The organism is Rhodococcus sp. IEGM 1318 (genome assembly GCF_033142465.1).
Lineage (GTDB): Bacteria > Actinomycetota > Actinomycetes > Mycobacteriales > Mycobacteriaceae > Rhodococcus_F > Rhodococcus_F qingshengii_B.
The window spans coordinates 67,855-88,974 of the sequence record NZ_JAWLSC010000016.1; the positions used below are offsets into that span (position 1 = coordinate 67,855).

General features: G+C 62.6%; 23 protein-coding genes. 9 read left to right on the top strand and 14 right to left on the bottom strand.

The genetic code is table 11. From position 1 onward, the window contains the following. Positions 1-58: 58 nt before the first annotated feature. Complete coding sequence (locus R4P65_RS28700; protein WP_317829030.1) at positions 59-943, bottom strand: ABC transporter substrate-binding protein; 885 nt, start codon at positions 941-943, stop codon at positions 59-61. A 202-nt stretch (positions 944-1,145) separates the two neighbouring features. Between R4P65_RS28700 and R4P65_RS28705 the strand changes: the two genes are divergently transcribed. Genes R4P65_RS28705 through R4P65_RS28720 form a run of 4 tightly spaced genes read left to right on the top strand, consistent with a single transcriptional unit; the run spans position 1,146 to position 4,608 of the window. Then, a complete protein-coding gene (locus tag R4P65_RS28705) occupies positions 1,146-2,084 on the top strand; it encodes an ABC transporter substrate-binding protein (protein ID WP_317829031.1) in 939 nt (312 codons plus the stop codon). Positions 2,085-2,088: 4 nt separating this feature from the next. Further along, positions 2,089-3,234 (top strand): ABC transporter ATP-binding protein, encoded by a 1,146-nt coding sequence (locus R4P65_RS28710; protein ID WP_317829032.1) that lies wholly within the window; start codon positions 2,089-2,091, stop codon positions 3,232-3,234. A gap of 4 nt (positions 3,235-3,238) precedes the next feature. Continuing rightward, complete coding sequence (locus R4P65_RS28715) at positions 3,239-3,922, top strand: ABC transporter permease (RefSeq protein ID WP_230817416.1); 684 nt, start codon at positions 3,239-3,241, stop codon at positions 3,920-3,922. Next, a complete protein-coding gene (locus R4P65_RS28720; RefSeq protein WP_230817415.1) occupies positions 3,919-4,608 on the top strand; it encodes an ABC transporter permease in 690 nt (229 codons plus the stop codon). Before R4P65_RS28715 ends, R4P65_RS28720 begins: the two co-directional genes overlap by 4 nt. A 71-nt stretch (positions 4,609-4,679) precedes the next feature. Here the strand turns inward: R4P65_RS28720 and R4P65_RS28725 are convergent, their stop codons facing one another. The 4 genes from R4P65_RS28725 to R4P65_RS28740 form a co-directional block, all read right to left on the bottom strand. Continuing rightward, complete coding sequence (locus R4P65_RS28725) at positions 4,680-5,873, bottom strand: NADP-dependent malic enzyme (RefSeq protein WP_230817414.1); 1,194 nt, start codon at positions 5,871-5,873, stop codon at positions 4,680-4,682. A 407-nt stretch (positions 5,874-6,280) separates the two neighbouring features. Beyond that, positions 6,281-6,676, bottom strand: coding sequence for a hypothetical protein (locus R4P65_RS28730; RefSeq protein WP_317829033.1), 396 nt, complete (start codon positions 6,674-6,676; stop codon positions 6,281-6,283). A gap of 3 nt (positions 6,677-6,679) precedes the next feature. Beyond that, the gene (locus R4P65_RS28735) at positions 6,680-7,294 is read right to left on the bottom strand and encodes a MarC family protein (RefSeq protein WP_374228148.1); all 615 of its coding nucleotides are present in this window, start codon (positions 7,292-7,294) and stop codon (positions 6,680-6,682) included. Continuing rightward, entirely contained in the window at positions 7,291-8,145 is an 855-nt protein-coding gene (locus tag R4P65_RS28740) for a PHP domain-containing protein (protein ID WP_230817411.1), read from the bottom strand. The genes R4P65_RS28735 and R4P65_RS28740 overlap by 4 nt, the downstream gene beginning before the upstream one ends. Before the next feature lie 175 nt (positions 8,146-8,320). Here R4P65_RS28740 and R4P65_RS28745 point away from each other — a divergent pair, with 175 nt between their 5' ends. Both R4P65_RS28745 and R4P65_RS28750 read left to right on the top strand, forming a co-directional pair. Further along, positions 8,321-9,391 (top strand): magnesium and cobalt transport protein CorA, encoded by a 1,071-nt coding sequence (locus tag R4P65_RS28745; protein WP_317829051.1) that lies wholly within the window; start codon positions 8,321-8,323, stop codon positions 9,389-9,391. Between the two features lie 134 nt (positions 9,392-9,525). After that, a complete protein-coding gene (locus R4P65_RS28750; protein WP_317829034.1) occupies positions 9,526-9,972 on the top strand; it encodes an SRPBCC family protein in 447 nt (148 codons plus the stop codon). A 51-nt stretch (positions 9,973-10,023) separates the two neighbouring features. On the opposite strand, the gene R4P65_RS28755 is transcribed toward R4P65_RS28750, so the two are convergent. Beyond that, the gene (locus tag R4P65_RS28755; protein ID WP_230817409.1) at positions 10,024-10,608 is read right to left on the bottom strand and encodes a suppressor of fused domain protein; all 585 of its coding nucleotides are present in this window, start codon (positions 10,606-10,608) and stop codon (positions 10,024-10,026) included. A 71-nt stretch (positions 10,609-10,679) separates the two neighbouring features. Between R4P65_RS28755 and R4P65_RS28760 the strand changes: the two genes are divergently transcribed. Together R4P65_RS28760 and R4P65_RS28765 are read left to right on the top strand one after the other, a co-directional pair. After that, on the top strand, positions 10,680-11,378 hold the full coding sequence (locus R4P65_RS28760; RefSeq protein ID WP_317829052.1) for a metallophosphoesterase: 699 nt from the start codon (positions 10,680-10,682) through the stop codon (positions 11,376-11,378). Next, complete coding sequence (locus R4P65_RS28765) at positions 11,368-12,231, top strand: chromosome partitioning protein ParB (RefSeq protein WP_317829035.1); 864 nt, start codon at positions 11,368-11,370, stop codon at positions 12,229-12,231. The genes R4P65_RS28760 and R4P65_RS28765 overlap by 11 nt, the downstream gene beginning before the upstream one ends. On the opposite strand, the gene R4P65_RS28770 is transcribed toward R4P65_RS28765, so the two are convergent. Both R4P65_RS28770 and R4P65_RS28775 read right to left on the bottom strand, forming a co-directional pair. Beyond that, positions 12,224-13,327: a winged helix DNA-binding domain-containing protein gene (locus tag R4P65_RS28770; protein ID WP_317829036.1), complete on the bottom strand. Its 1,104-nt coding sequence runs from the start codon at positions 13,325-13,327 to the stop codon at positions 12,224-12,226. The genes R4P65_RS28765 and R4P65_RS28770 overlap by 8 nt on opposite strands. A 10-nt stretch (positions 13,328-13,337) precedes the next feature. Further along, a complete protein-coding gene (locus R4P65_RS28775) occupies positions 13,338-14,633 on the bottom strand; it encodes a sensor histidine kinase (protein ID WP_317829037.1) in 1,296 nt (431 codons plus the stop codon). A gap of 126 nt (positions 14,634-14,759) precedes the next feature. On the opposite strand from R4P65_RS28775, the gene R4P65_RS28780 reads away from it, so the two are divergent. Beyond that, the gene (locus R4P65_RS28780) at positions 14,760-14,996 is read left to right on the top strand and encodes a hypothetical protein (RefSeq protein ID WP_317829038.1); all 237 of its coding nucleotides are present in this window, start codon (positions 14,760-14,762) and stop codon (positions 14,994-14,996) included. A gap of 4 nt (positions 14,997-15,000) precedes the next feature. Here R4P65_RS28780 and R4P65_RS28785 read toward each other — a convergent pair whose 3' ends face one another. The 6 genes from R4P65_RS28785 to R4P65_RS28810 all read right to left on the bottom strand — a co-directional run bounded on the left by R4P65_RS28785 (position 15,001) and on the right by R4P65_RS28810 (position 21,075). Next, complete coding sequence (locus tag R4P65_RS28785; RefSeq protein ID WP_317829039.1) at positions 15,001-16,170, bottom strand: sn-glycerol-3-phosphate ABC transporter ATP-binding protein UgpC; 1,170 nt, start codon at positions 16,168-16,170, stop codon at positions 15,001-15,003. A gap of 4 nt (positions 16,171-16,174) precedes the next feature. Continuing rightward, positions 16,175-17,005, bottom strand: a complete 831-nt coding sequence (locus R4P65_RS28790) for a carbohydrate ABC transporter permease (protein WP_019749348.1) — start codon at positions 17,003-17,005, stop codon at positions 16,175-16,177. A 1-nt stretch (position 17,006) separates the two neighbouring features. Continuing rightward, complete coding sequence (locus R4P65_RS28795; RefSeq protein ID WP_230817475.1) at positions 17,007-17,888, bottom strand: carbohydrate ABC transporter permease; 882 nt, start codon at positions 17,886-17,888, stop codon at positions 17,007-17,009. Between the two features lie 80 nt (positions 17,889-17,968). Next, on the bottom strand, positions 17,969-19,321 hold the full coding sequence (locus R4P65_RS28800; protein WP_317829040.1) for an ABC transporter substrate-binding protein: 1,353 nt from the start codon (positions 19,319-19,321) through the stop codon (positions 17,969-17,971). 189 nt (positions 19,322-19,510) lie between these two features. Beyond that, positions 19,511-20,005 (bottom strand): general stress protein, encoded by a 495-nt coding sequence (locus R4P65_RS28805; protein WP_003945065.1) that lies wholly within the window; start codon positions 20,003-20,005, stop codon positions 19,511-19,513. A gap of 107 nt (positions 20,006-20,112) precedes the next feature. Next, the gene (locus tag R4P65_RS28810; protein ID WP_317829041.1) at positions 20,113-21,075 is read right to left on the bottom strand and encodes a CoA ester lyase; all 963 of its coding nucleotides are present in this window, start codon (positions 21,073-21,075) and stop codon (positions 20,113-20,115) included. Positions 21,076-21,120: the final 45 nt, after the last annotated feature.

Genomic DNA, 21,120 nt, shown 5'->3' on the forward strand with positions numbered 1-21,120 from the left:
TCACTGACGGGTGTCCCACTCCGTCTATGTCACTGACGGGTGTCCCACTCCGTCTATGTCACTGACGGGTGTCCCACCAGGTGCGGGCGACTTCCGAGGCTGACGCCTTGCCGGTCCGGACCTGATCGATCATCGCAGCGAGGTCGGTGGTGGACAGTTCACCGGCAACGACGCTGAGCGCCTTGACAGCCGAATCTCCCAGTGCGCCCGTTCGGAAGAGTGGAACGACGTTCTGCGCAGCCAGAACGTGATTCGAATCAGCGAGCACTGTGACGGCATCGGACTGCGCCAGCGCTGACAGCGTCGTGGTTCCGAATACCTGTGCACCGGGTACGTCCGCCGGTGTTGCCTGTTCGACACCGGCGAAGACACACTCGGCGCCCTCGGCCAACTGTTCTACCGCCCCGTCCTCGACGAATCTCACAGAGACGAGCGACGTCGCCGCGGCACACGAAGGGGCAAAGGCTTCTATCGTCTTCGCTCCCAACGACTGTGCGAATGCGGTGTCGAGTGCAACGACCGCACGGTCTTCGGCCATCGCATAGTCGGACACCGAAAGACCCTCCGGCAGAGAGCGACTCAAGGCTTCGAAGACGTCGTCGGCCTTGCGGGCCGGGGATGACGGGTCGTAGTGATCGAGCAGCGCGCCGGTGAACTCGGGTACCAACGTGACTCGGGCTGCGTCCAGGGCCTCTAGTGATTGGTTTCTGCCACCACCCACCGATTCGACGCGAGCCGACAGACCGGAGGAGGAGAGCACCGTCGAATACACCTCGGCCAACACCGAACTCTCCACCGATGCGTCCGCGGCCACCACGATCTGGTCGCGAGACTCCACTTCGGCGCTCTCTACCACCGAATCACCGTTTGCGCATCCGCTGAGAATCTGCAGGACCATCAGTGCTGCAACAACAGTCGAATACTTCGTGCGTGTGCTCTTCACCGAAATCCTCACATCCAATCCCATGGATCGAAAACCGTGCCATGTCGGTACCTATCGTTACACTTGTCGGGCGATGCGCGGTAACCAGTCTTGACGCAGCCACTCGGTGGCGGCGCCGTCGAAGCCACTTGGGTGGCTTCTCCACAAGGGATGGTTACCGACGCCCGAAACACGGGACGCCCGAAAAACCGGAAGGACGCTCATGCGCACCTCACGCTTTCGTTCCAACCGTTGGCTCGTAGCCGCGGCAACTGTCGTCTCGCTCACTGCGCTCACAGCGTGCGGTAGCAGTGACGGTGACTCCAACAGCGATCCCAACGCGGTCGTCGTCGGCTCCGCCAACTTCACCGAATCCGAGACGATCGCCAACATCTACGCCGAAGCACTGCGTGTCAACGGGTTCGATGTCTCCACGTCGTTCAACGTCGGCAGCCGTGAGGCGTACATTCCGGCGCTCGAGGACGGGTCCATCAGCGTCATTCCGGATTACACGGGAAACCTCCTGCAGTACTTGGATCCCGACAGCACAGCCACCAGCTCCGCTGACGTCCTCGCTGCCCTTCCCGCAGCCCTCGGGTCGGAATTGGCGATTGCGACGCCCGCGTCCGCCGAGGACAAGGACGCCGTCGTCGTCACCAAGGAAACCGCGGACAAGTGGAATCTGAAGACGATCGCGGATCTGGCTCCGCACTCCGCCGAGGTCAAGTTCGGTGCTCCGGCCGAGTTCCAGGAACGCCCAGCCGGATTGCCCGGTTTGAAGTCCAACTACGGTCTCGACATCTCGTCTGCCAACTTCGTCCCGATCGCCGACGGCGGTGGACCGGCAACCGTGAAGGCGCTCTCGTCCGGCGACATCACCGCAGCAAACATCTTCACGACGTCGGCCTCCATCCCGGCAAACAACTTCGTGGTTCTCGAAGACCCGAAGAACAATTTCCCGGCCCAGAACGTGGTGCCGGTACTGCGTGCGTCGAAGTCTTCCGACAAGTTGAAGTCGGTCCTCGATGCGGTGTCCGCCAAGCTCACCACCGAAGAATTGTTGGCACTCAACGTCCAGGTGTCCGGCGACACCAAGACGGAGCCGGCAGCGGCGGCCAAGGCGTGGGTGACGGCGCAGGGCCTCGACAAGCCGGTCTCGTAGTCACGTGATCACCTTCGAGGGTGTCACCAAGCAGTATCCGGACGGCACTACCGCCGTCGACCGTCTCGATCTCACCATCGAGGCCGAGTCGTTCACGGTGTTCGTGGGGCCGTCCGGGTGCGGTAAGACGACGTCGATGCGCATGATCAACCGGATGATCACACCGACGTCGGGCAAGATCTTCGTCGATGGCCGGGACATCGCCCAGACCGACGCGGTGAAACTCCGTCTCGGTATCGGGTACGTCATCCAGAATGCCGGCCTGCTTCCGCACCGCACCGTGATCGACAACGTCGCAACGGTTCCGGTGCTGCGCGGCGAGTCCCGCCGCGCCGCACGGAAAGCCGCGTTGAGTGTGCTCGAACGAGTCGGTCTGGACATCTCACTTGCCACTCGCTATCCCGGGCAACTCTCGGGTGGCCAGCAGCAACGTGTGGGAGTTGCCCGTGCTTTGGCAGCCGATCCGCCGATCCTGTTGATGGACGAGCCCTTCAGCGCCGTCGATCCCGTGGTGCGTGAGGATTTGCAGACCGAAATGCTCCGTCTGCAAAGCGAACTGAAGAAGACGATCGTCTTCGTCACCCACGACATCGACGAAGCAGTCAAACTCGGTGATCACATTGCCGTCTTCGGTCCCGGTGGGCGTCTTCAGCAGGTGGCGGCGCCTCGCGACGTGTTGGCCGCTCCGGCAACGGATTTTGTCGCCGGATTTGTCGGACGCGATCGCGGCTATCGGGGATTGTCGTTCCGCGCTGCCGACGAGGTTCCTCTTCACCCGGTCCGTACGGCCGTCGAGAACGAATTGAAGGCTCTGCGTCTCGAATTGGGCGAATGGGTTCTCGTGGTCACGGACAGTGGAAGCCCCCAGGGATGGATCGACGTGACCGGCGTCGAAGGCCTGCGCTCGGGACGCACCCTTGCTCAGTCGACGTCGGCCGGTGGTTCGCTGTTCTCCCCCGGCGGCGATCTCCGCCAAGCACTCGACGCGGCAATCTCGTCGCCTTCCGGTATCGGCGTTGCCGTCGACGGCGAGGGTTCGGTCGTCGGCGGGATCCTCGGTTCCGAAGTCGTTGCGAAATTGGCAGATCAGCGTCGACGCGAGGACGAGGAACGCAACCGAGTCGCCTTCACCGAGGGATTCGGGGCGTAGCGGCATGCGCTGGCTCATCGACAATTTCTCGACGGTTGTGGACTACTCGAAGACCCATCTGTATCTGGCGCTGTTGCCCTTGCTGATCGGCCTCCTGATTGCCGTGCCGGTAGGAACAGCGATCCGCAACGTCCGGTGGCTGCGCCGAATCACGTTGACCCTGGCGAGCATCGCGTTCACGATTCCGTCGCTCGCGCTGTTCGTCACGATCCCCCAGTTGTTCGGTCTCAAGACCCTTGATCCGCTCAACGTCGTGATCGCACTCAGCGTGTACGCGACGGCACTGCTCATCCGAGCTGTACCCGAAGCACTCGACTCGGTGCCGGACAACGTCATCGACGCCTCTACCGCCGTCGGGTTCACGCCACTACGACGCGCCCTGACTGTCGAGTTGCCGTTGGCGCTGCCGGTGATGATCGCGAACATCAGAGTTATTGCCGTTACCAATATTTCGCTGGTTTCGGTCGGATCACTGATCGGAATCGGTGGGCTGGGAGTTCTGTTCAAACAGGGCTACGACCGTGACTACCCGGATCAGATCGTTGCCGGCATCATCGCGATCGTCGTGCTGGCGCTCGCACTCGATCTGATCCTGTATCTGATCGGCCGATTCCTGACCCCGTGGACCAGGACGTCGAGCTCGTCGAAGGTTCCTGCCGTCCTGTCAGCCGAGGGGGAACCCGTATGAGCATCTTCACCGGAGCCTGGGACTTCATCGTCGATCCCGACAACTGGAGTGGCGACACCGGAATCGGCACCCGCATTCTCCAGCACCTGTGGTACAGCGTTCTGGCCGTGGCACTTTCGGCCGTGATCGCGGTGCCTGTCGGATTGCTCATCGGCCATCTGCGCCGCGGTGAGATCGTGGTCGTCAGTCTGGTCAACGCGCTGCGGTCACTGCCCACACTCGGCCTGCTGACCTTCCTCGTTCTGCTCATGGGACTCGGAGTCATGCCGCCGATTCTCGCGCTGGTGATCCTCGGCATTCCTCCGCTCCTCGCCGGCACCTACGCCGGAATCGCCAGCGTCGACCGTGGCGTCGTCGAGGCCGCGCGAGCGATGGGTATGACCGAACTCCAGGTACTCTTCCGCGTCGAGATTCCCAATGCACTCCCGCTGATTCTCGGCGGACTGCGTAACGCGACGCTGCAGGTGATAGCCACAGCGACCGTTGCCGCCTACGTCAACCTCGGCGGCCTCGGCCGGTACATCTTCGACGGTCTCGCGCTCTACAAGTACGACCGCGTGGTCGTCGGCGCAATCCTGGTCGCGGTTGTGGCTCTTGTCGTCGACGGTTTACTGGCACTGGTGGTCTGGGCTTCCGTTCCCGGTACCGGCAGGCTGCGCCGAACACCCGACCTCGCTCGTCTGTAGCTCGGTACCCACGAAAAAGCCCCGATCGGAACCTTGTGTGCGGGTTCCGACCGGGGCTTTCGTAGTCCCTCTTAGCTGGTCACGCCCTCAGCATGCGCTGCGGCCGCGACGGCTTCCGCTACTGCGGGTGCCACGCGAGGGTCGAGTGGGCTGGGGACGATTTTGTCCGCTGCCAACTCGTCGCCGACCACCGACAGGATTGCCTCGGCGGCAGCGAGCTTCATGCCTTCGGTGATGCGACGGGCGCCGGCGTCGAGCGCGCCCTTGAACACCCCAGGGAAGGCGAGAACATTGTTGATCTGGTTCGGGAAATCACTGCGACCCGTAGCCACGATCGCCGCGTACTTCGACGCGGTTTCGGGGTGAATCTCCGGGTCCGGATTGGAGAGTGCGAACACGATCGACTCGGGAGCCATCGAAGCGATGAGCTCCTCGGGGATCTTGCCCGCCGAGACACCGAGGAAGACGTCCGCACCTTCGAGTGCCTCGATGGCACCACCGTGCAGGTCGCGCGGATTGGTGCGGGCCGCGAGTTCTGCCTTCACCTCGTTGAGGTCGCTGCGCTCACCCGAGATGATGCCCTTCGAGTCCAGCACGATGACGTCGGCGATTCCCGCAGCGAGCAGGATGTTCGCGCAGGCAACACCAGCAGCACCGGCGCCGGAGATGACGACCTTGAGTGCGGTGATGTCGCGGCTCTGGACCTTCACTGCGCCCTTGAGTGCCGCCAGGACCACGATCGCGGTTCCGTGCTGATCGTCGTGCATGACAGGGCAGTCGAGAGCTTCGATGACGCGCTTCTCGATCTCGAAGCAACGCGGCGCCGAGATGTCCTCGAGGTTGACCGCGCCGAAGCTCGGACGCAGACGGATGAGCGTCTCGACGATCTCGTCGGGATCCTTGGTGTCGAGAACCAGCGGAATGGAGTTCAGTCCGGCGAAGTTCTTGAACAGTGCCGACTTGCCCTCCATGACGGGCAGCGAGGCGCGCGGGCCGATGTCGCCGAGTCCGAGAACCGCGGTGCCGTCACTGACCACGACAACGAGTCGGTTGGTCCAGGTGTATCGGTCGGCGAGGGTTTCGTCTGCAGCGATGGCGCGGCTCACCTGAGCAACACCCGGCGTGTAGGCGATCGAGAGGGCGCGCTGCGTATCGAGCGGCGCGGTGGTCTCGACCGAGAGCTTGCCACCGACGTGAGCGGCAAAGATTTCTTCGTCGGTCAGCTCGACCTTGGGTACGTTGATGGCTTCAGTCACGAGGGACACGATGACACTCCTGATTAGTCCAGCCTCATTCGGGGCTGGGTTACTGGGAAGTAATCCTCCGGACCGGTGCAAAATTTACGTTCACAACGGTCAGAGATCATTTCTTCCGCGAACGACTACTGAGAAGAAGAGCATTCGGCGTGCGCGAGAAAGTGGGCCGCAATACATCCGAAGCGTCATGGTGTGGGGCGGGTGAGCCCTGGCGTATCCATGCAATCTAGGTTCCGGGAGAAATTCTGACGAAACCTGCACTTCGGGGCCGGGCTGTGGCGCCGCCTCGAAGTAACTCCAGTTTGCCACCAGAGTCGGATCACAATCAAATCCTCCAAGCGGTCGGATTCCTCACCACACTCGAAACCCAGCCGTCATCCCCACCCAGTCATCCCCACCCAGTCATCCCCGCCGTGTCATCCCCACCACTGCGTCACCAACAACAGCCCCGCCACCACGAGCACGACCACCGATCCGGCAACCGCCGCGATACCCCGCCTGCGGTCACACCAGATCTGCGCGGCGAGAGCAACCACCGAGGCCGCAATGTGCGCAGTGATCGATGTCGTTCCCGGCCCCGGGAATCCGCGGTTTCCGCCCAGATATGCCGAACCGATGATCACGAGTGTCAAGACCACGATCCCGGCCGCCACGGTGCCGCTCAGGGCACGTAGAGCGCGGACCAGTAGCCATTGACGATTGTCGGCGGGATACTGGCCGTAGTCGTCTTCGTACTGATAGTCCTGATAATCCTGATACTGGTATTCGTCCTCGTACCTGTCGTTCCGGTCGTGCCGGTCGTCGTATGTCATCTCTTACGCTCCCGCGACGAATCCGCGGACTGATTCCGCAATGAGTTGAACCGCGATAGCGGCGAGCAGAAGACCCGCGATGCGTGCCAGCAGGCTGATGCCGCCCTCGCCCAGTATCCGGATCAGTGCCGTCGAGAACCGCAGGACCACGAACAGCACGAGGTGGATGGACAAAATCGCCAACGCGATCGCCAGGTACGACCCCGATTCACCGTCGGCTTGGGCGACAAAGACGATGACGGCCGCAATCGCGCCGGGACCGGCCATCATCGGCGTCCCCAGGGGAACGAGCGCGACGTTGACGTCGTCGGCTCCCTGCGGCCGGTTGGAGGCCTTGCCGGTCAGCAGTTCGAGTGCGATGAGAAGCAGCAGCAGACCGCCTGCGCCCTGCAACGCTGGTATGCCGATGTGGAGGTAGTTGAGAATCGCCTGACCGCCGATGGCAAAGACCGAGATGACCGCAAGCGAGACGGCCGGGGCCTGCCATGCCGCCCGATTGCGATCTTCACGGCTCTTGCGGCCGACCAGTGACAAGAACACCGGGATGACTCCGGGTGGATCCATGATCACGAACAGCGTGATGAACACGGTGAGGTAAAGCGTCGTGTCGAGCATCAGCGCCCCAATACCTCCACGCCGGTGGCGGCAGAGACGAGTTTGTCGAACTCGGCCTCGTCCGTGAGCTCGTCTCCGAGTCCGATCGTCTTGTTCTCGCCGTGGTAGTCCGAGGATCCGGTGACTGCCAGTCCGAGGTCGCCGGCCAGGCGCCGCAAGACGTCGCGATCGTCGCTGCGATGGTCCGGGTGATCGACTTCGAGACCCCCGAGACCCAGCGCCGCCAGATCACGGATGTGGTCGAGTGCAAGCAGCCCGCCGCGCGAACGCGCCCGTCCGTGCGCAAGGACGGTCACTCCCCCGGCCGCTGCCACCAGCTCGACGGCGTACTCGAGCGGAGTGTCGTACTTGGGCACGTCGTATCGCCCGCGACTGGACAACAGGTCGGAGAAGGCTTCGCTGATACTCGACACCACGCCAGCTCGCATCAGGGCCGCTGCGACGTGCGGGCGTCCGACAGACGGACCGGCGTCGGCGAGGATCTGATCGGGATCGACGGGCAATCCGTCGCGCGCCATCATCGTCGTCATCACCCGGATGCGTTCGACGCGTTCGGCGCGCAGTCGCTCACGTTCTTTGGCGAATTCGGGGTGCGTCGGATCGAACAGATACGCCAGCAGATGAACAGCCACGGGCCAACCGCGCTCACCTCGACCTTCGCACGACATCTCCATCCCACGAACCAGGGCGACGCCGGCTGGTAAGGCATGCGCGGCCTCGGCCCAGCCTGAAGTCGTGTCGTGATCGGTGATGGCGACTACGTCGAGTCCGGCGTCGGCTGCGGCACGCATGAGGGCAGCCGGGGTATCGGTGCCGTCCGATGCGTTGGAGTGGGTGTGAAGGTCTATTCGCACTGTTCCAGTGTGTCAGCAATCGGCAACTTCATCGCGCTCCGGTGGGCGAGCCGGAAGCTGACGTACGATTACGCCGCAGCGGCAGCGCAATTCGATAAAGTCTCGCTGCAGTGCCGTTCCACTGCATCACTGGTTCCACTGCAATACAGACCGCGAAGGAGCGAGCGTGCCAACCATGCCGTCACTGCCGAATTGGTCGAACGGCAAATCGACGCAAGCTGATGCGCCCAAGATCCCCGTTCCTGCTGCACGCGCGATCGTCGACTGCGCGGTCTACGTGGACGGCGTGCGTTTGCCGGGCAAGTACACGCATCGCGCCGCGTTGGCCGAGGTTCGTAGTCGCGACAACGCCTTCGTGTGGGTAGGAATGCATGCACCCGACGAAGGTCAGATGCAAGACGTCGCAGCAACTTTCGGACTGCACGAGCTGATGGTCGAAGATGCCGTCCATGCACACGAGCGTCCGAAACTCGAACGCTACGACGACGTCATGTTCCTGGTGCTGCGCACGGTTGTCTACGTACCGCACGAGTCGGTGGCGACGGCGAGCGAGATCGTCGAAACCGGTGAGATCATGGTGTTTGTCGGTCCTGACTTCGTGGTGACCGTCCGCCACGGGGATCACTCCGAGCTGGCGAGCGTGCGCAAGTCACTCGAGCAGAACCCCGAGCGCCTCACCATGGGCCCGTTCGCGGTGTTGCACGCGATTACCGACCACGTCGTCGACACCTATCTCTCCGTCATTCAGCTGGTCGAACAGGACGTCGACAGCATGGAAGAGCTGGTATTCAATCCGCGAAACACCGTTGCCGTCGAGCATATCTACCTGCTCAAACGTGAAATCGTGGAACTACGACGCTCGGTCACTCCACTCGGATTGCCACTGCTCCAACTCACCCAACCCGCGGGCGGCCTCGTCCCGAAGGAGATCCGCCGGTACTTTCGTGACGTCCGAGATCACCACACGATCGTGTCCGAACGCATCTCGGAATACGACGAGGTGTTGAGTTCTCTGGTCGATGCAGCACTCGCGAAGATCGCGGTGCAACAGAACACCGACATGCGCAAGATCTCCGCGTGGGTCGCCATCGCCGCCGTGCCGACCGGCGTCGCAGGTATCTACGGGATGAACTTCGAGAACATGCCGGAACTCGGATACAAATACGGCTATCAGTCCATTCTGTTTCTCATCGCCTCGGTGTGCGTCGGCTTGTTCTTTCTCTTCCGTCGCAACAACTGGCTGTGAACAACTCCTTCTGACTCCCTGTACTTGCCACCGTCGCAGGCGGACAATGGATATGGGTACGCATTTTCATTCCGTTCCCGAAATCCATTTTGCGACAAGCAAATTCAGATCCAAGGAGAAGTGGAGGGACAACCATGCCTACAGTCGAGCAATCCGTAGAGATCGCGTTGCCACCCAAGGACGTCTGGGAGTACATCGCCGTCGCCGAGAACTGGCCCAAGTGGGAAAACTCGATGGTCGAATGCACACAGATCACCGAGGGCCCGATGGGCGTTGGAAGCCGCTGGCACGGCGTCTCGAGAATCTTGGGCAAGCGTCTCGAGTGGACATCCGAATTCACCGAGTACGACCCACCGAGATCGTCGAAATCGACGTCCGTCGAGAGTCCGGTCAGCTTCTCGCAGACCATGACCTGCGAAGAAGTCGGTGACGGCACTCGGGTCACCTACCGACTCGACAGCGAAAGCGGACTAGGAGGCGTATTCGGCAAGATGGCCGACCCGATCGTCACGAAAGCATTTTCACGGACGGTTCGGGTAAGTCTCGAGAACCTGGCAGACATACTCGTGCACGCCGAATGATCTGACGGACAAAGCGCCAGAGCAGCCGGAACCACAGGGGCAGCCGGAACCTTAGAGCGAGGCGGCGGAACGGTGCGGATCGCGGATGTCGATCCCCGCCTCGGTCCACGCTTCCCTCAGTGCCTCCGCGCCGCGCAGGCGCACCCAGGCGGCTTCGGTACCGGTCAGGGGGACCACACCGAGGAAGCGCACCGGATCGAACGGCTCCGGCAGCGTCAGATCGGCGATCCCGCTGTCACCGAGAAGCACCGCCGTGAACGCAGTGTCCTTCCACAGCGGCTCACCCAGGTCCAACAGTGCGTCTTCGAGCAGCACGACCCCTTCGACGGACGGCGCCGCAGCCAGCACCGCGAGCGTCCTGGCCACACCTGACGCAACACCCGTGCCACCGCGCAGGGTGAGCACCAACTCGGCGCGAGGACCGCGTGTGGGGTCTGCGACCAGTTCGTTGGGGTCACCCATCGGATGACGTGAGCACCCCAGCGTGGCGTAGCGAACCAGGCCGTCGGGCGACTCGAAACGCAGCACGTCCAGCGGTTCGACACCGAGGAACGTCACCGAGGCCGCGGTGGGGTCCGGCCCCTCGATACTGCTGACGAGATGGGCCCGGACGGAAGATACGACGCTGTCTGACACTCGTCCATCTAAACACCGTGCCCGCGAGGTTCGCAGCGCAGATACCTCGCGGTGGCGGTAGCGTCGTCGAAATGGTCTCCGTTCTCGCTGTCAGCGACGAGACCGTCGAATTCCTGTGGAGCAGTCAGGTTCGTTCACTCGGAGTCGACGTGATCGTCGGCGCCGGCGATCTGCCGTTTGCGTATCTGGAGTACCTGTCGGATCAACTGAATGCGCCCTGCGTGTTCGTTCCTGGGAACCACGACGCCGATCTTTCCGGATATTCGAACAAGAGATCGGGTTGGATGCGGGCCGGGATGCCGGCGCAGTGGCCAGGGCCGACCGGGGCGGTCAACGCCGACGGACGCATCGTGACCGTCTCCGGTCTGCGGATCGCCGGCCTCGGCGGTTCCATCCGATACAACTCGGGTCCCAATCAGTGGTCCGAGCGCCAGCAGAGCCGACGCGTCCGCTCACTCACCTGGCGAAACGCCTGGCAATCGCGGCTTCCCGGCGGTCGGGCGGGCGTCGATGTGCTGCTCACACACAGCCCCGCCCGCGGTGTCGGCGACGCCGAGGATCGGCCACATCGTGGGTTCGAATGCTTCACCCGCTTGATCCGCACCCTCGATCCGACAGTCATGATCCACGGACACATCCACCCGCACGGGCGAACACCTCTCGATCTGGAGGTAGGCCGGACTATCGTGCTCAATACCGTCGGCTTCACGCTGATGGAAATTTCCCCAGGTAAACCGCCGACGATCGTGAGGCGCCGACATGGCTCGTGACACCGGATTTCCCACAGCCGACGCGGAAAACGACTTCGCTCGTCAGCGTCGACGTGCCGACGTTGCACGTCTGGTCAGTTGGCTACGACGCGAACCGAACGACGTCAACGCGATCCTGCCGTTCGACGAAGTTGTCGCAGCTCTCGGTAAGGTCGGCGAGAAGTCTCTGGGCCTGCAGGTCGTCACCATCGAATCGATAGTCGGAAGTGTCGACCGCACAGGTGATTTCGACAGGTACTTCCGTCCGACGTCCACTCACTCGCGTGCTCGTTGGGAGCGACTTGCGGTGGCGCAACGACGCGGCGAATCGGTGCCACCTGTCCAGTTGTATCGCGTCGGCTCCATGCACTTCGTGATCGACGGACACCACCGAGTGTCCATTGCGTGTGCGATGCACCAGAAAACCATCGACGCGTACGTCACCGAAATCATCACGCGTATCTCACCGGAAGGCATCACTCAGCGCGCCGATCTGCTCATCAAGGACCATCGCCGACTCTTCCTCACCCGCGTTCCGCTACAGGGTTCACAACGCGAAGCCGTCCAGGTCACCGACCCGTGGGAGTACGCCGAACTCAGTGAGTGTGTGGAGGCCTGGGGTTTTCGCCTCATGCAGGAGAAGGGCGAGTTCCTCGGGCGAGACACCGTGGCCCGCCGCTGGTTCGGTGAGGAGTTTCTCCCCGTCGTGCGAATGCTGCGGGGCGCCGACATGTTGCCCGAGCACACCGACGCCGAAGCATACTTGTGGATCGCCCGGGAGCGGTACCGACTGGTGCGGCGTCACATGTGGAATGACGAGATCGTAGCCGAACTACGCGATCGGGCACCACGAAAGCACAAGCCCGCTACGTAGCTACAGCGAACCGCATCTCTCGGGTCGGGATCTTCGGGTGCATGAACTTCAGCAACGAACGCGCTTCTTTCTCGATGGACGCGAGCGCGGTCTTCGGTTGCTGCGCAAACAGAGTCGCGCTCAACTCGACCGTCTCCTTGGCCGGCGTCACCGTCGCGAATCCCACCACCTTTCCGCGCACCAGGATGGCGGGCTTGATGATGCCGTTGATGGTGAAGACACGAGTTCGGTACTGCTCGTCCATGATTCGCGAGCGGTCGGCGTGCGAGAGCAGGATGTTGTCGAACGGAGCAAGGATTCTGACCGGCGGTGTTCCGGAGGTCGGTCGTGGCGCGTCCGGTAGATCGAATACCTCGGTCCCATTCTCGTTGACAAAGGTGATCAAGCCGGGACGTAGCCTCTCGAAGACCTCGGCGAGTCTCGTAAGCCCTGACCACGCTTGCGCATCTTTCACACTCGCGGGCCCGAACGCAGCCAGATAGCGCAGCACCATCGCGTCGGGATCTGGAGTTGAACTCACTTCTGTGCCCAGCCAATTCTCCAAGGTCGTCAGTGCCGGTGCTCCGGATCGTCCCCACAGACCTCGCGGTGGGACCTGGACCATCGGCAGAAGTCCTCGAACGCCGTGCGCCAGACCCTCGGCCGCGTGGCCGGGAAAGCGCTCTGCCAGTATCGGTCTCAGCTGCATCTGCGTGAGCGGCCCGTCCGCTACCAATTCGCGTCCCGCCTGCGCCAGCGCGTCGAGATCCAACCCGGTGAGCGCCGCACGCTGAGTGCTGTTGGTGTGGAGATCGCGTTCCATGATCGTCTGAACCGTGGCCCGGAAGGGACCCGCATCGGCGGCCGAGAGAGCAAAGACCGTGCCCCGCATGGCAACCAGCCGCACCACCTGGCGCTTCTCGACAAGAGTGGAGAGGTCTTCTGCCGCGAAGTTCTTCAGCCGCGCCCACAGCGCCAGGTAGGGCGGATTCGGCGCCTGGGCCTGGAGTCCTGCCAAGTGCTCGATGGCATCCAACGCGCTGACCTCGGCCCGCCGAAGCAGGAACTGCCTCGCCAGAGTCGCAAGGTTGAGCTCACGATCGGTGATCAGCGTCATCGACAACTCCTCAGCGATCGTGGTCAGTGGCAGGGGCAGGGGCAGGGGCAGGGGCAGGGGCAGGGGCGATCTGGAACGGTATCTCGACTCGCGCGAGGGTTCCGGACTCTTCACCCGGTCCGACCGAGAACGAGCCACCCGCGGCAACAACCCGCAGTTCGTGCGAGAGCAACCCTATGTGGCCGGCCGCCCGCCGTTCGGCAATCCGATCGGCGCTGATCCCCCTGCCGTCGTCCGAGACCACCAGCACCGCACGGTAATCCAGTCGTGCGAGCTCGATCCGAACATTGTGCGCGCCGGCATGTTTGACGACGTTGCCCAACAGTTCTCGGGCGGCGCCGAACAGGACGTCGTCCGCGGACGTGCGCAGATCATCGTTCCAGCCCGAAGTGTCGACGTCGACCACCACTCCGCCGCGTCCCTGCGCCGATCGGGCGAGGTCCCCGATTGCGCTGGCAAGGCCCACGTGAACTAGGACAGTGGGATGCAACTCCGAGACGGAAGATCTCAGCAGCGCTGTCGCTTCACCGAGCGCTTTCGCGGCTCGCGCCAAGGCGACAGGCTCCGCGCTGTCTGCCAATTCGTCGAGATCCATCCGCGCCGCGAGTACGTACTGGAGCGCCCCGTCGTGCAGTTGCTCGGACAGTTCTGTGCGCTCACGCTGTTCGAGCCCCATGAGCTCGGCCAGAAGGCTCGTGCGATGCCCGACGAGTTGTCCGATGGTCAGCACTCGTGATCTCTGAATCCGAGTCAATCCGACGGCGCCGGCTCCCACTCCGACCAAGGCCATGGTGCTCAACAGAATCGATGGCCACGGCTCGGAGTTCGAAGTCATCGTTGCCCAACTGGAAGCAAAAAATACACCGATCGTGCAGGCAACAACGCCGACACATACATCGGTCCGCAGTTGTGTACACGCCAGGACCGGAATGACGAAGAGTCCGTTGCTCAAGATGTCGGCGGTCCAACTCTGCTCGGCGGCGAGACCGGTCAGCAATGTCAGAGTTGCGAGCACGGCGAGGTCGACGAACAAGCCGAGCCAGATCATCGTCACCGGGCCGGTGCCCCCCTTGCGGATCCACAGCGCCACGGCTGCCGACCAGAGGGCATACGCGCCCAGAATCGCGAAACACCATCCCGCGTCGTTCATCGGCGGGACGAAGATCAGTGTCAGGGCGATGAACAGCACCAGAGCGCCGCGCACCGTCAGCTGCAGGTACGCACCGCGGTAGGCGTGTTCGCGCAATATCCGTTCGAGGTCCGGGCTGCCGGGCAGGTGCTCGGTTCGTACCGAGGATCCGTTCATCTGTCCTCCTGTGCCGCCCATCCCAGTTCCCTGTGAATGAGCTTCGCACACGAGATTTCACAATCAACCCGCAATACCGTGAATGGCACAGCATTCACCGAACCTCGACACCACGCAGGAGTGCTCATGATCTCGACCCGAGCAAGCAAGCGCCGCATCGCCACTCGATTTGCCCTCGCCGGCGCCCTGGCAGCTGCACCGATCGCCGTGGTGGCCGGGACAGCACAAGCCGCCCCGGCCTCCACCCATCACGAGCAATTCGGCCGTTTGATCCCCCTGCCCGAGCCGGCCGACGTCGCACCCGGCCCCGAACAAGTACCGCTCCCTTGGGTCGCGACGTATTCGGTCACCTGGCCCGGATAGAGATTCACAGCAGCAGATTGGCTCCCGTACCGCCGTCGAACACTGCGATCTTGGCGGGATCGAACCACAGATCGATCGACCTGCCCTGAGCCACCGCGGACTCGGACGAGAGCCTGGCGACCAGTTGGCCGCCACCAGCGACGGCCGTTCCCGAATCTGCGGCGAGTTCCTCTAGTTCACGAGAATTGACGGCAGGACCACCGGCAAGGAAATACGCGTACTTGTCCGAACCCATCGACTCCAACACGTCGACGTCGACGGTGAAGGTCCCGCCGTGCGGCTTCTGCGCTGCATCGACCAGCGCCACGTCCTCGAAATGCTCCGGCCTGATTCCGACCACCACGTCCTTACCCGAGCCGCTGCCCGAGATCTTCGACTGCGCCGCCGCGGGCAGGCGAACATCGCCGATCGGCGTGCTGACTCCGTCGGCTGTCAACTGTCCGGGGAAGAAGTTCATGGACGGGGACCCGATGAATCCCGCCACGAACAGATTGTTCGGACGATCGTAAAGCTCCTGCGGCGCACCGATCTGTTGCACGATTCCGCCGCGCAGCACGACCACCCGATCGCCGAGTGTCATCGCCTCGGTCTGGTCATGGGTCACGTAAATCGTTGTCGTACCGAGCCGCTGCTGCAGACGGGCGATCTCCGTCCTCATCTGCACGCGCAGTTTGGCGTCCAGGTTCGATAGCGGCTCGTCCATGAGAAACGCCTTGGGGCTGCGCACGATGGCGCGTCCCATCGCGACACGCTGACGCTGACCACCTGACAGGTTCGCCGGTTTGCGATCGAGATGCTGGGTGAGGTCGAGCACCCGCGCCGCGTCGTCGACCTTGGCGTTGATCTCGTCCTTGGACATCTTCGCCAATGTCAACGGAAACGCGATGTTCTGGCGCACCGTCATATGCGGATACAGCGCATACGACTGGAACACCATCGCGATGTCGCGGTCCTTGGGGGCGCGTTCGTTGACACGCTCACCAGCAATCCTCAGCTCACCGGTCGAAATGTCTTCCAGCCCGGCAATCATGTTGAGGGTCGTGGATTTTCCACAACCGGACGGGCCCACAAGAATGATGAATTCTCCGTCGGCGATAGTGATGTCAACATCACTGACCGCCTTGGCTCCGTCCGGGTACAGCTTGGTCACCTTGTCCAGCACGATCTCGGCCACAGGCTTATCCCTTCACTGCGCCGGAAGTAAGCCCGGCCACGATACGACGTTGGAAGAACAGAACAAAGATGATGATCGGAATGGTGATGACCATGGCGGCCGCGGCGATGGACCCGGTGGGCTCCTCGAATTGTGAAGCGCCGGTGAAGTTCGCGATGGCCGCCGGGGCGGTGATGGAACGTTCGGTCGACGTCAGCGAAATCGCGAACAACAGGTCGTTCCAGCAGAAGATGAACACCAGGATCCCCGCGGTGACGATGCCGGGCGCGGCCAGTGGAGCCACCACCTTCCGGAACGCCTGACCCGGCGTCGCGCCGTCCATCTGCGCCGCCTTCTCGAGTTCCCAAGGAATCTCTTTGAAGAACGCCGAGAGCGTGTAGATCGCCAACGGCAACGCAAAGGTGATGTACGGCAAGATGAGTCCAGCCCAGGTGTCGAAGAGTCCGAGCCGTCGTTCGATGTCGAACAGCGGGCTCACCAACGAAATCTGCGGGAACATCGCGATCAGCAGCGCAACGCCCACCAGCAGCTTCTTGCCCGGGAAATCCAGGCGGGCAATGGCGTACGCCGCCATCGTTCCGATCACCACGGCGATGACCGTCGAGATGAGTCCGATGCCGATGGAGTTGATCAGTGCACTGGTGAAGGCGCTGGTGTCGAAGATTCCTCGGTAGTTGTCCAGGGTCCACTTCTCCGGAATGAACTTGCCGTCCTTGATGGTTCCGGCAGGTTTGAAGGACAGGCTGGCAATCCACAGGACGGGAACCAACGCGTACAGCAAGACCAGAAGGTTGACGACGGACCAGCTGATCTTGAGTCTGGGAGTCACGGTCATGTCAGCGTCCTTCCGTATCGGATCCGGGAGCCGAGGCACCGAAGAGTTTGATGAAGACGAACGCGATCAGAGCCACACACACGAAGATCAGCACACTGATCGCCGATCCGATGCCCAGGTTGAATGCCTTGAACAGGTTGTCGTACCCCAGGATCGACACCGAGCCGGTATCGTTCGCCCCCTTTGTCAGCACGTAGATGTTGTCGAAGATACGGAAGGCATCGAGTGTGCGGAACAGCAGCGCGACGAGGATGGCGGGTTTCATCAGCGGAAGGATGATGCGCACCAAGCGAGTCCACGCACCGGCGCCGTCGACCTGAGCCGCCTTGAGGAGGTCGTCCGGAACCAAAGCCAACCCGGCGAGCAGGAGCAGCGCCATGAACGGCGTCGTCTTCCACACCTCGGCAAGAACGATGATCGCGAGCGACGGGATCTGGTCGGTGAGTGGCGCACTGCCGTCGGGCAGGAGGTTGGCGAGGTAGCCGGTTCCGGGCGTCCACGCGTAGTACCAGCTGTACGCCGCAGCGACGGTGACGATGCCGTACGGGATGAGCACCACAGTGCGGACGAGGCCTTTACCCACGATCGTCCGGTGCATCACCAGCGCGATGGTCAGGCCTAGGACGAACTCGATGATGACCGAGATGACGGTGATCGACGTCGTCACGGCAAACGCCTGCCACCAGTAGCCGTCGGTAAGCACCGATACGTAATTGTCGAACCACACGAACTTTCGTTGATCCGGGAAGCGCAGGTCGTAGCGCTGCAAACTCAACCACACGGCGTAGACCACCGGATACGCGGTCACTGCGATCATGAGTATCGCGGCCGGCGCCACCAACCACAGGCCGAGTCGACGCTCCGCCGCCTTTCCGTCCGACATCTTCGACTTCTTGGAGTGCTTCGGCTCCGGCGAGGGGTCGGCGACTGCCGTTGCAGCTCCGGAGTTTTCGCTGTCGATCGTCACGGAATCAGCCCCTCCGAATTGACTGCCTTGCGTACCTGCTCGGCCAGATCGTTCACGGTCGATTCCGGATCGATGTTTCCCACAGGGTTGAGCGTGGCAGTGATGAGTGTCGAAATACTCTGATAGGCAGGAGAAACCGGCCGGACCGACGCGGTGTCCAGGCTCTCGCGAACCTCACGCCATGCCGGGTACGCCTCCTGGAACGCCGGGTCGTCGTACAGGCTCTCGAGCGTCGGCGGGACGCCACCGGCGACGGCGTTGTTGCGCTGATTCTCCTCGTTACGCAGGCATGTGAGCGCTTCGAAAGCGAGGTCCGGATGCTGACTGGTCTTGGCCACCGCGACGTTGAAGCCGCCGATCGTGACCTCCGCCGGTTTGCCCTCGATCACCGAAGGATAAGGAGCGGCAAGGAAATTCCGTTCACCGTTCACCGTCAGCACCGTATTTCCGGTGTTCTGGCTGGTGACATTGCCCTTGTCGTCGATATACGGAAGATCGCCCTTCTCGGCGTTCTCCATGATGCCGGGAAGCACGAACGGCCAATTGACTTGGAAGGCGGACTTACCGCTCTCCATGCCCAGGCGCGACGACGCTTCGTCCCCCTGCGAAATCGAGGGATCCGCCCCCTTCGCGGTGGCCACGCGCTTCATGACGGTCAGCGCCTGCTGGGCAGCATCACCGTCGGCGACCGTCACCGTGGTCCCGTCCGGCCCCACCACCGATCCGCCCGCACTGGCGAGAAGCGTGTTGAACCAGACCATCAATCCTTCGTACTGCTTGCCCTGCACGCCGATCCAGCTGGGTCGTCCATCCGCAGCCAGACCTTCGGAGATGTCGATCATCTGATCCCAGGTTTGGGGCGGCTGGCCGTCCGGCATCAAATCCTTTCGATACCAGAGCAATTGGGTGTTGGTGTTCAGCGGCGCCGCGTAGAGCTGGTCCTGCCATTTCGCCGACTCCAGCGGGCCCTCGAGAGTCCCGTCGCTCACCTCGGCCGCGACGTCAGCGGGTAGCGGCAATGCCCAACCGGCTTCGGCGAATTCGGCAGTCCACACCACGTCGAGCGTCATCAGATCGAGTGACTTGTCATTGCCGGTCAGACGCCGGGCCAACTGAAGTCGCTGGTCGTCAGCGCCCTTGGGCAGAGTTTTCTGCTCGACCCGGTATGCACCGTTCGAAGCCACCGAACAATTGGCGGCTGCCTCCGCATACTGCTCGGCGCCGTCGGCGGCGGTGTAGAAGGACAGCACCACGCCGTCGTCATTGTCTGATCCACACGCGCTGAGCAAGGGCGCCAACAACAACGTTGCCGCGCCGAGCAGGCCCACCCTGTATCTCTTGTTCTGCACAGCCGTCCTCCTCGGGCGGCGAGACGGCGCAGTCGTTACGGCTGGCCGACGCACCGCACATCGGCACTTTTGCCGGAGAAGGGACCTATTTCCTTGTCCGGCAAACGGTCACGGGAAAGTGAGTATTACCTCGCCCGCGTGTACATAAAGTAACCGAGATCACACAAGTTGGCAGCCCGAGCAAGAATGTCAGATGGCGAGCTTGGCAAGAAGGTCGCGTGCCGACTCCGCCGTCTTGGGCTCACACAGTACGTCGTAGCGTCCGGCGACCAACTGCATCGTGGAGGCGAAGTCCCGCTGCCCACGCGTCGCGGCGTACGGGATGGTCGTCGAGATGACGCCGAAGATGATGCCGCCCACGATGCCCGCGATCAGCGGGGCGAGGAATCCACCGGTGACGATTCCGAGCACCAGGCCGAAGAACACACCGAGCCAAGCACCGGAGACGATGCCGCCACCGATCACCTTGGCCCACGTCAACCGACCGAGGACTCGCTCGACCTGCATCAGGTTCACGCCGACGATCGTGACGTCCTGAACCGGAAATTCTTGATCGGAGAGGTAATCGACTGCGCGCTGCGCCTCGGCGTAGGTGGGGTACGACCCGATGGGCCATCCCGAAGGCGGTGTCGGCAACGCTCCACGGCGCGACCCATTCGACGATTGACCGAGCGGATTGGACATGGCTGGCTGCGCTCCTCTTTTCGGGCACGTCATCCACGCGGATGACGCAAAGTACATCTACCCCTATTGTGCCCTTTACAGACCTGATTCGTTCGGCTATGCGAGCGTCAGGCGTGTTCGGGTGGCGTGAATTCCGATGTGCGCGTCATCCCCGCGGCACGCCCCTTGGCCGAAATCACCAGTGCCATCTTGCGACTCGCCTCGTCGATCATCTCGTCGCCGAGCATGACGGCACCCCGCCCTCCCCCGGCGGCCGAGGTGTGGAATGCGTACGCGTCCAGGATGAGTTCCGCACGGTCGTAATCGGATTGGCGCGGACTGAACACCTCGTTGGCCGCCTCGATCTGTGTGGGATGCAGTACCCATTTACCGTCGAAGCCGAGCGCTGCCGTTCGCGCCGCCGAACGAGTGAAGGCCTCGACGTCGCGGATCTGCAGGTACGGCCCGTCGATCGCCTGGACTCCGTGTGCCCGTGCGGCCATCAAGATGGTCATCAGAATGTGGTGATAAGCATCACCGCGGTCGTAGCCGTCCGGTTGCTCGCCGACGACCAGAGTTCGCATGTTCAGGCTCGCCATGAAATCGGCCGGACCGAACACGAGCGCTTCGACACGAGGGCTCGCGGTGGCGATCGCGTCGATGTTGGTCAATCCGATCGCGTTCTCGATCTGCGGTTCGATTCCGATTCTGCCGACCTCGAGACCATTGGCTTTCTCCACCTGCGTCAACAACAAATCGAGCGCCTGCACGTGACTCGCGTCGGGAACCTTAGGCAGCAGAATGGCGTCGAGATGGGCTCCGGCGCGGCCCACTACCTCCACGACGTCGGCATACGTCCATTCAGTGGTCCAGTCGTTGACCCGGACGACCTTGACCTGTTTGCCCCACCCGTCCTCGGCCAACGCGTCGCCGATCGACTCGCGAGCAACCTGCTTCGCCAGCGGCGCCACTGCGTCTTCGAGGTCGAGGAAGATCTCGTCGGCAGGCAATCCCTTCGCCTTGTCGATCATCTTCCGACTGCTGCCGGGAACTGCCAATACCGATCGACGGGAACGGTTGCGTGAAGTCATGTGCGGACTGCCCTTCTCGATTTTCGGTGGCGCCGTTGCAGATTT

Coding starts and splice junctions, on each gene's coding strand:
- R4P65_RS28780 (WP_317829038.1), top strand. CDS start 14,760: ATGATCTCGACCCGAGCAAGCAAGCGCCGCATCGCCACTCGATTTGCC.
- R4P65_RS28715 (WP_230817416.1), top strand. CDS start 3,239: ATGCGCTGGCTCATCGACAATTTCTCGACGGTTGTGGACTACTCGAAG.
- R4P65_RS28805 (WP_003945065.1), bottom strand. CDS start 20,005: ATGTCCAATCCGCTCGGTCAATCGTCGAATGGGTCGCGCCGTGGAGCG.
- R4P65_RS28775 (WP_317829037.1), bottom strand. CDS start 14,633: ATGAACGGATCCTCGGTACGAACCGAGCACCTGCCCGGCAGCCCGGAC.
- R4P65_RS28745 (WP_317829051.1), top strand. CDS start 8,321: ATGCCGTCACTGCCGAATTGGTCGAACGGCAAATCGACGCAAGCTGAT.
- R4P65_RS28795 (WP_230817475.1), bottom strand. CDS start 17,888: ATGTCGGACGGAAAGGCGGCGGAGCGTCGACTCGGCCTGTGGTTGGTG.
- R4P65_RS28750 (WP_317829034.1), top strand. CDS start 9,526: ATGCCTACAGTCGAGCAATCCGTAGAGATCGCGTTGCCACCCAAGGAC.
- R4P65_RS28765 (WP_317829035.1), top strand. CDS start 11,368: ATGGCTCGTGACACCGGATTTCCCACAGCCGACGCGGAAAACGACTTC.
- R4P65_RS28720 (WP_230817415.1), top strand. CDS start 3,919: ATGAGCATCTTCACCGGAGCCTGGGACTTCATCGTCGATCCCGACAAC.
- R4P65_RS28810 (WP_317829041.1), bottom strand. CDS start 21,075: ATGACTTCACGCAACCGTTCCCGTCGATCGGTATTGGCAGTTCCCGGC.
- R4P65_RS28705 (WP_317829031.1), top strand. CDS start 1,146: ATGCGCACCTCACGCTTTCGTTCCAACCGTTGGCTCGTAGCCGCGGCA.
- R4P65_RS28770 (WP_317829036.1), bottom strand. CDS start 13,327: ATGACGCTGATCACCGATCGTGAGCTCAACCTTGCGACTCTGGCGAGG.
- R4P65_RS28760 (WP_317829052.1), top strand. CDS start 10,680: ATGGTCTCCGTTCTCGCTGTCAGCGACGAGACCGTCGAATTCCTGTGG.
- R4P65_RS28790 (WP_019749348.1), bottom strand. CDS start 17,005: ATGACCGTGACTCCCAGACTCAAGATCAGCTGGTCCGTCGTCAACCTT.
- R4P65_RS28730 (WP_317829033.1), bottom strand. CDS start 6,676: ATGACATACGACGACCGGCACGACCGGAACGACAGGTACGAGGACGAA.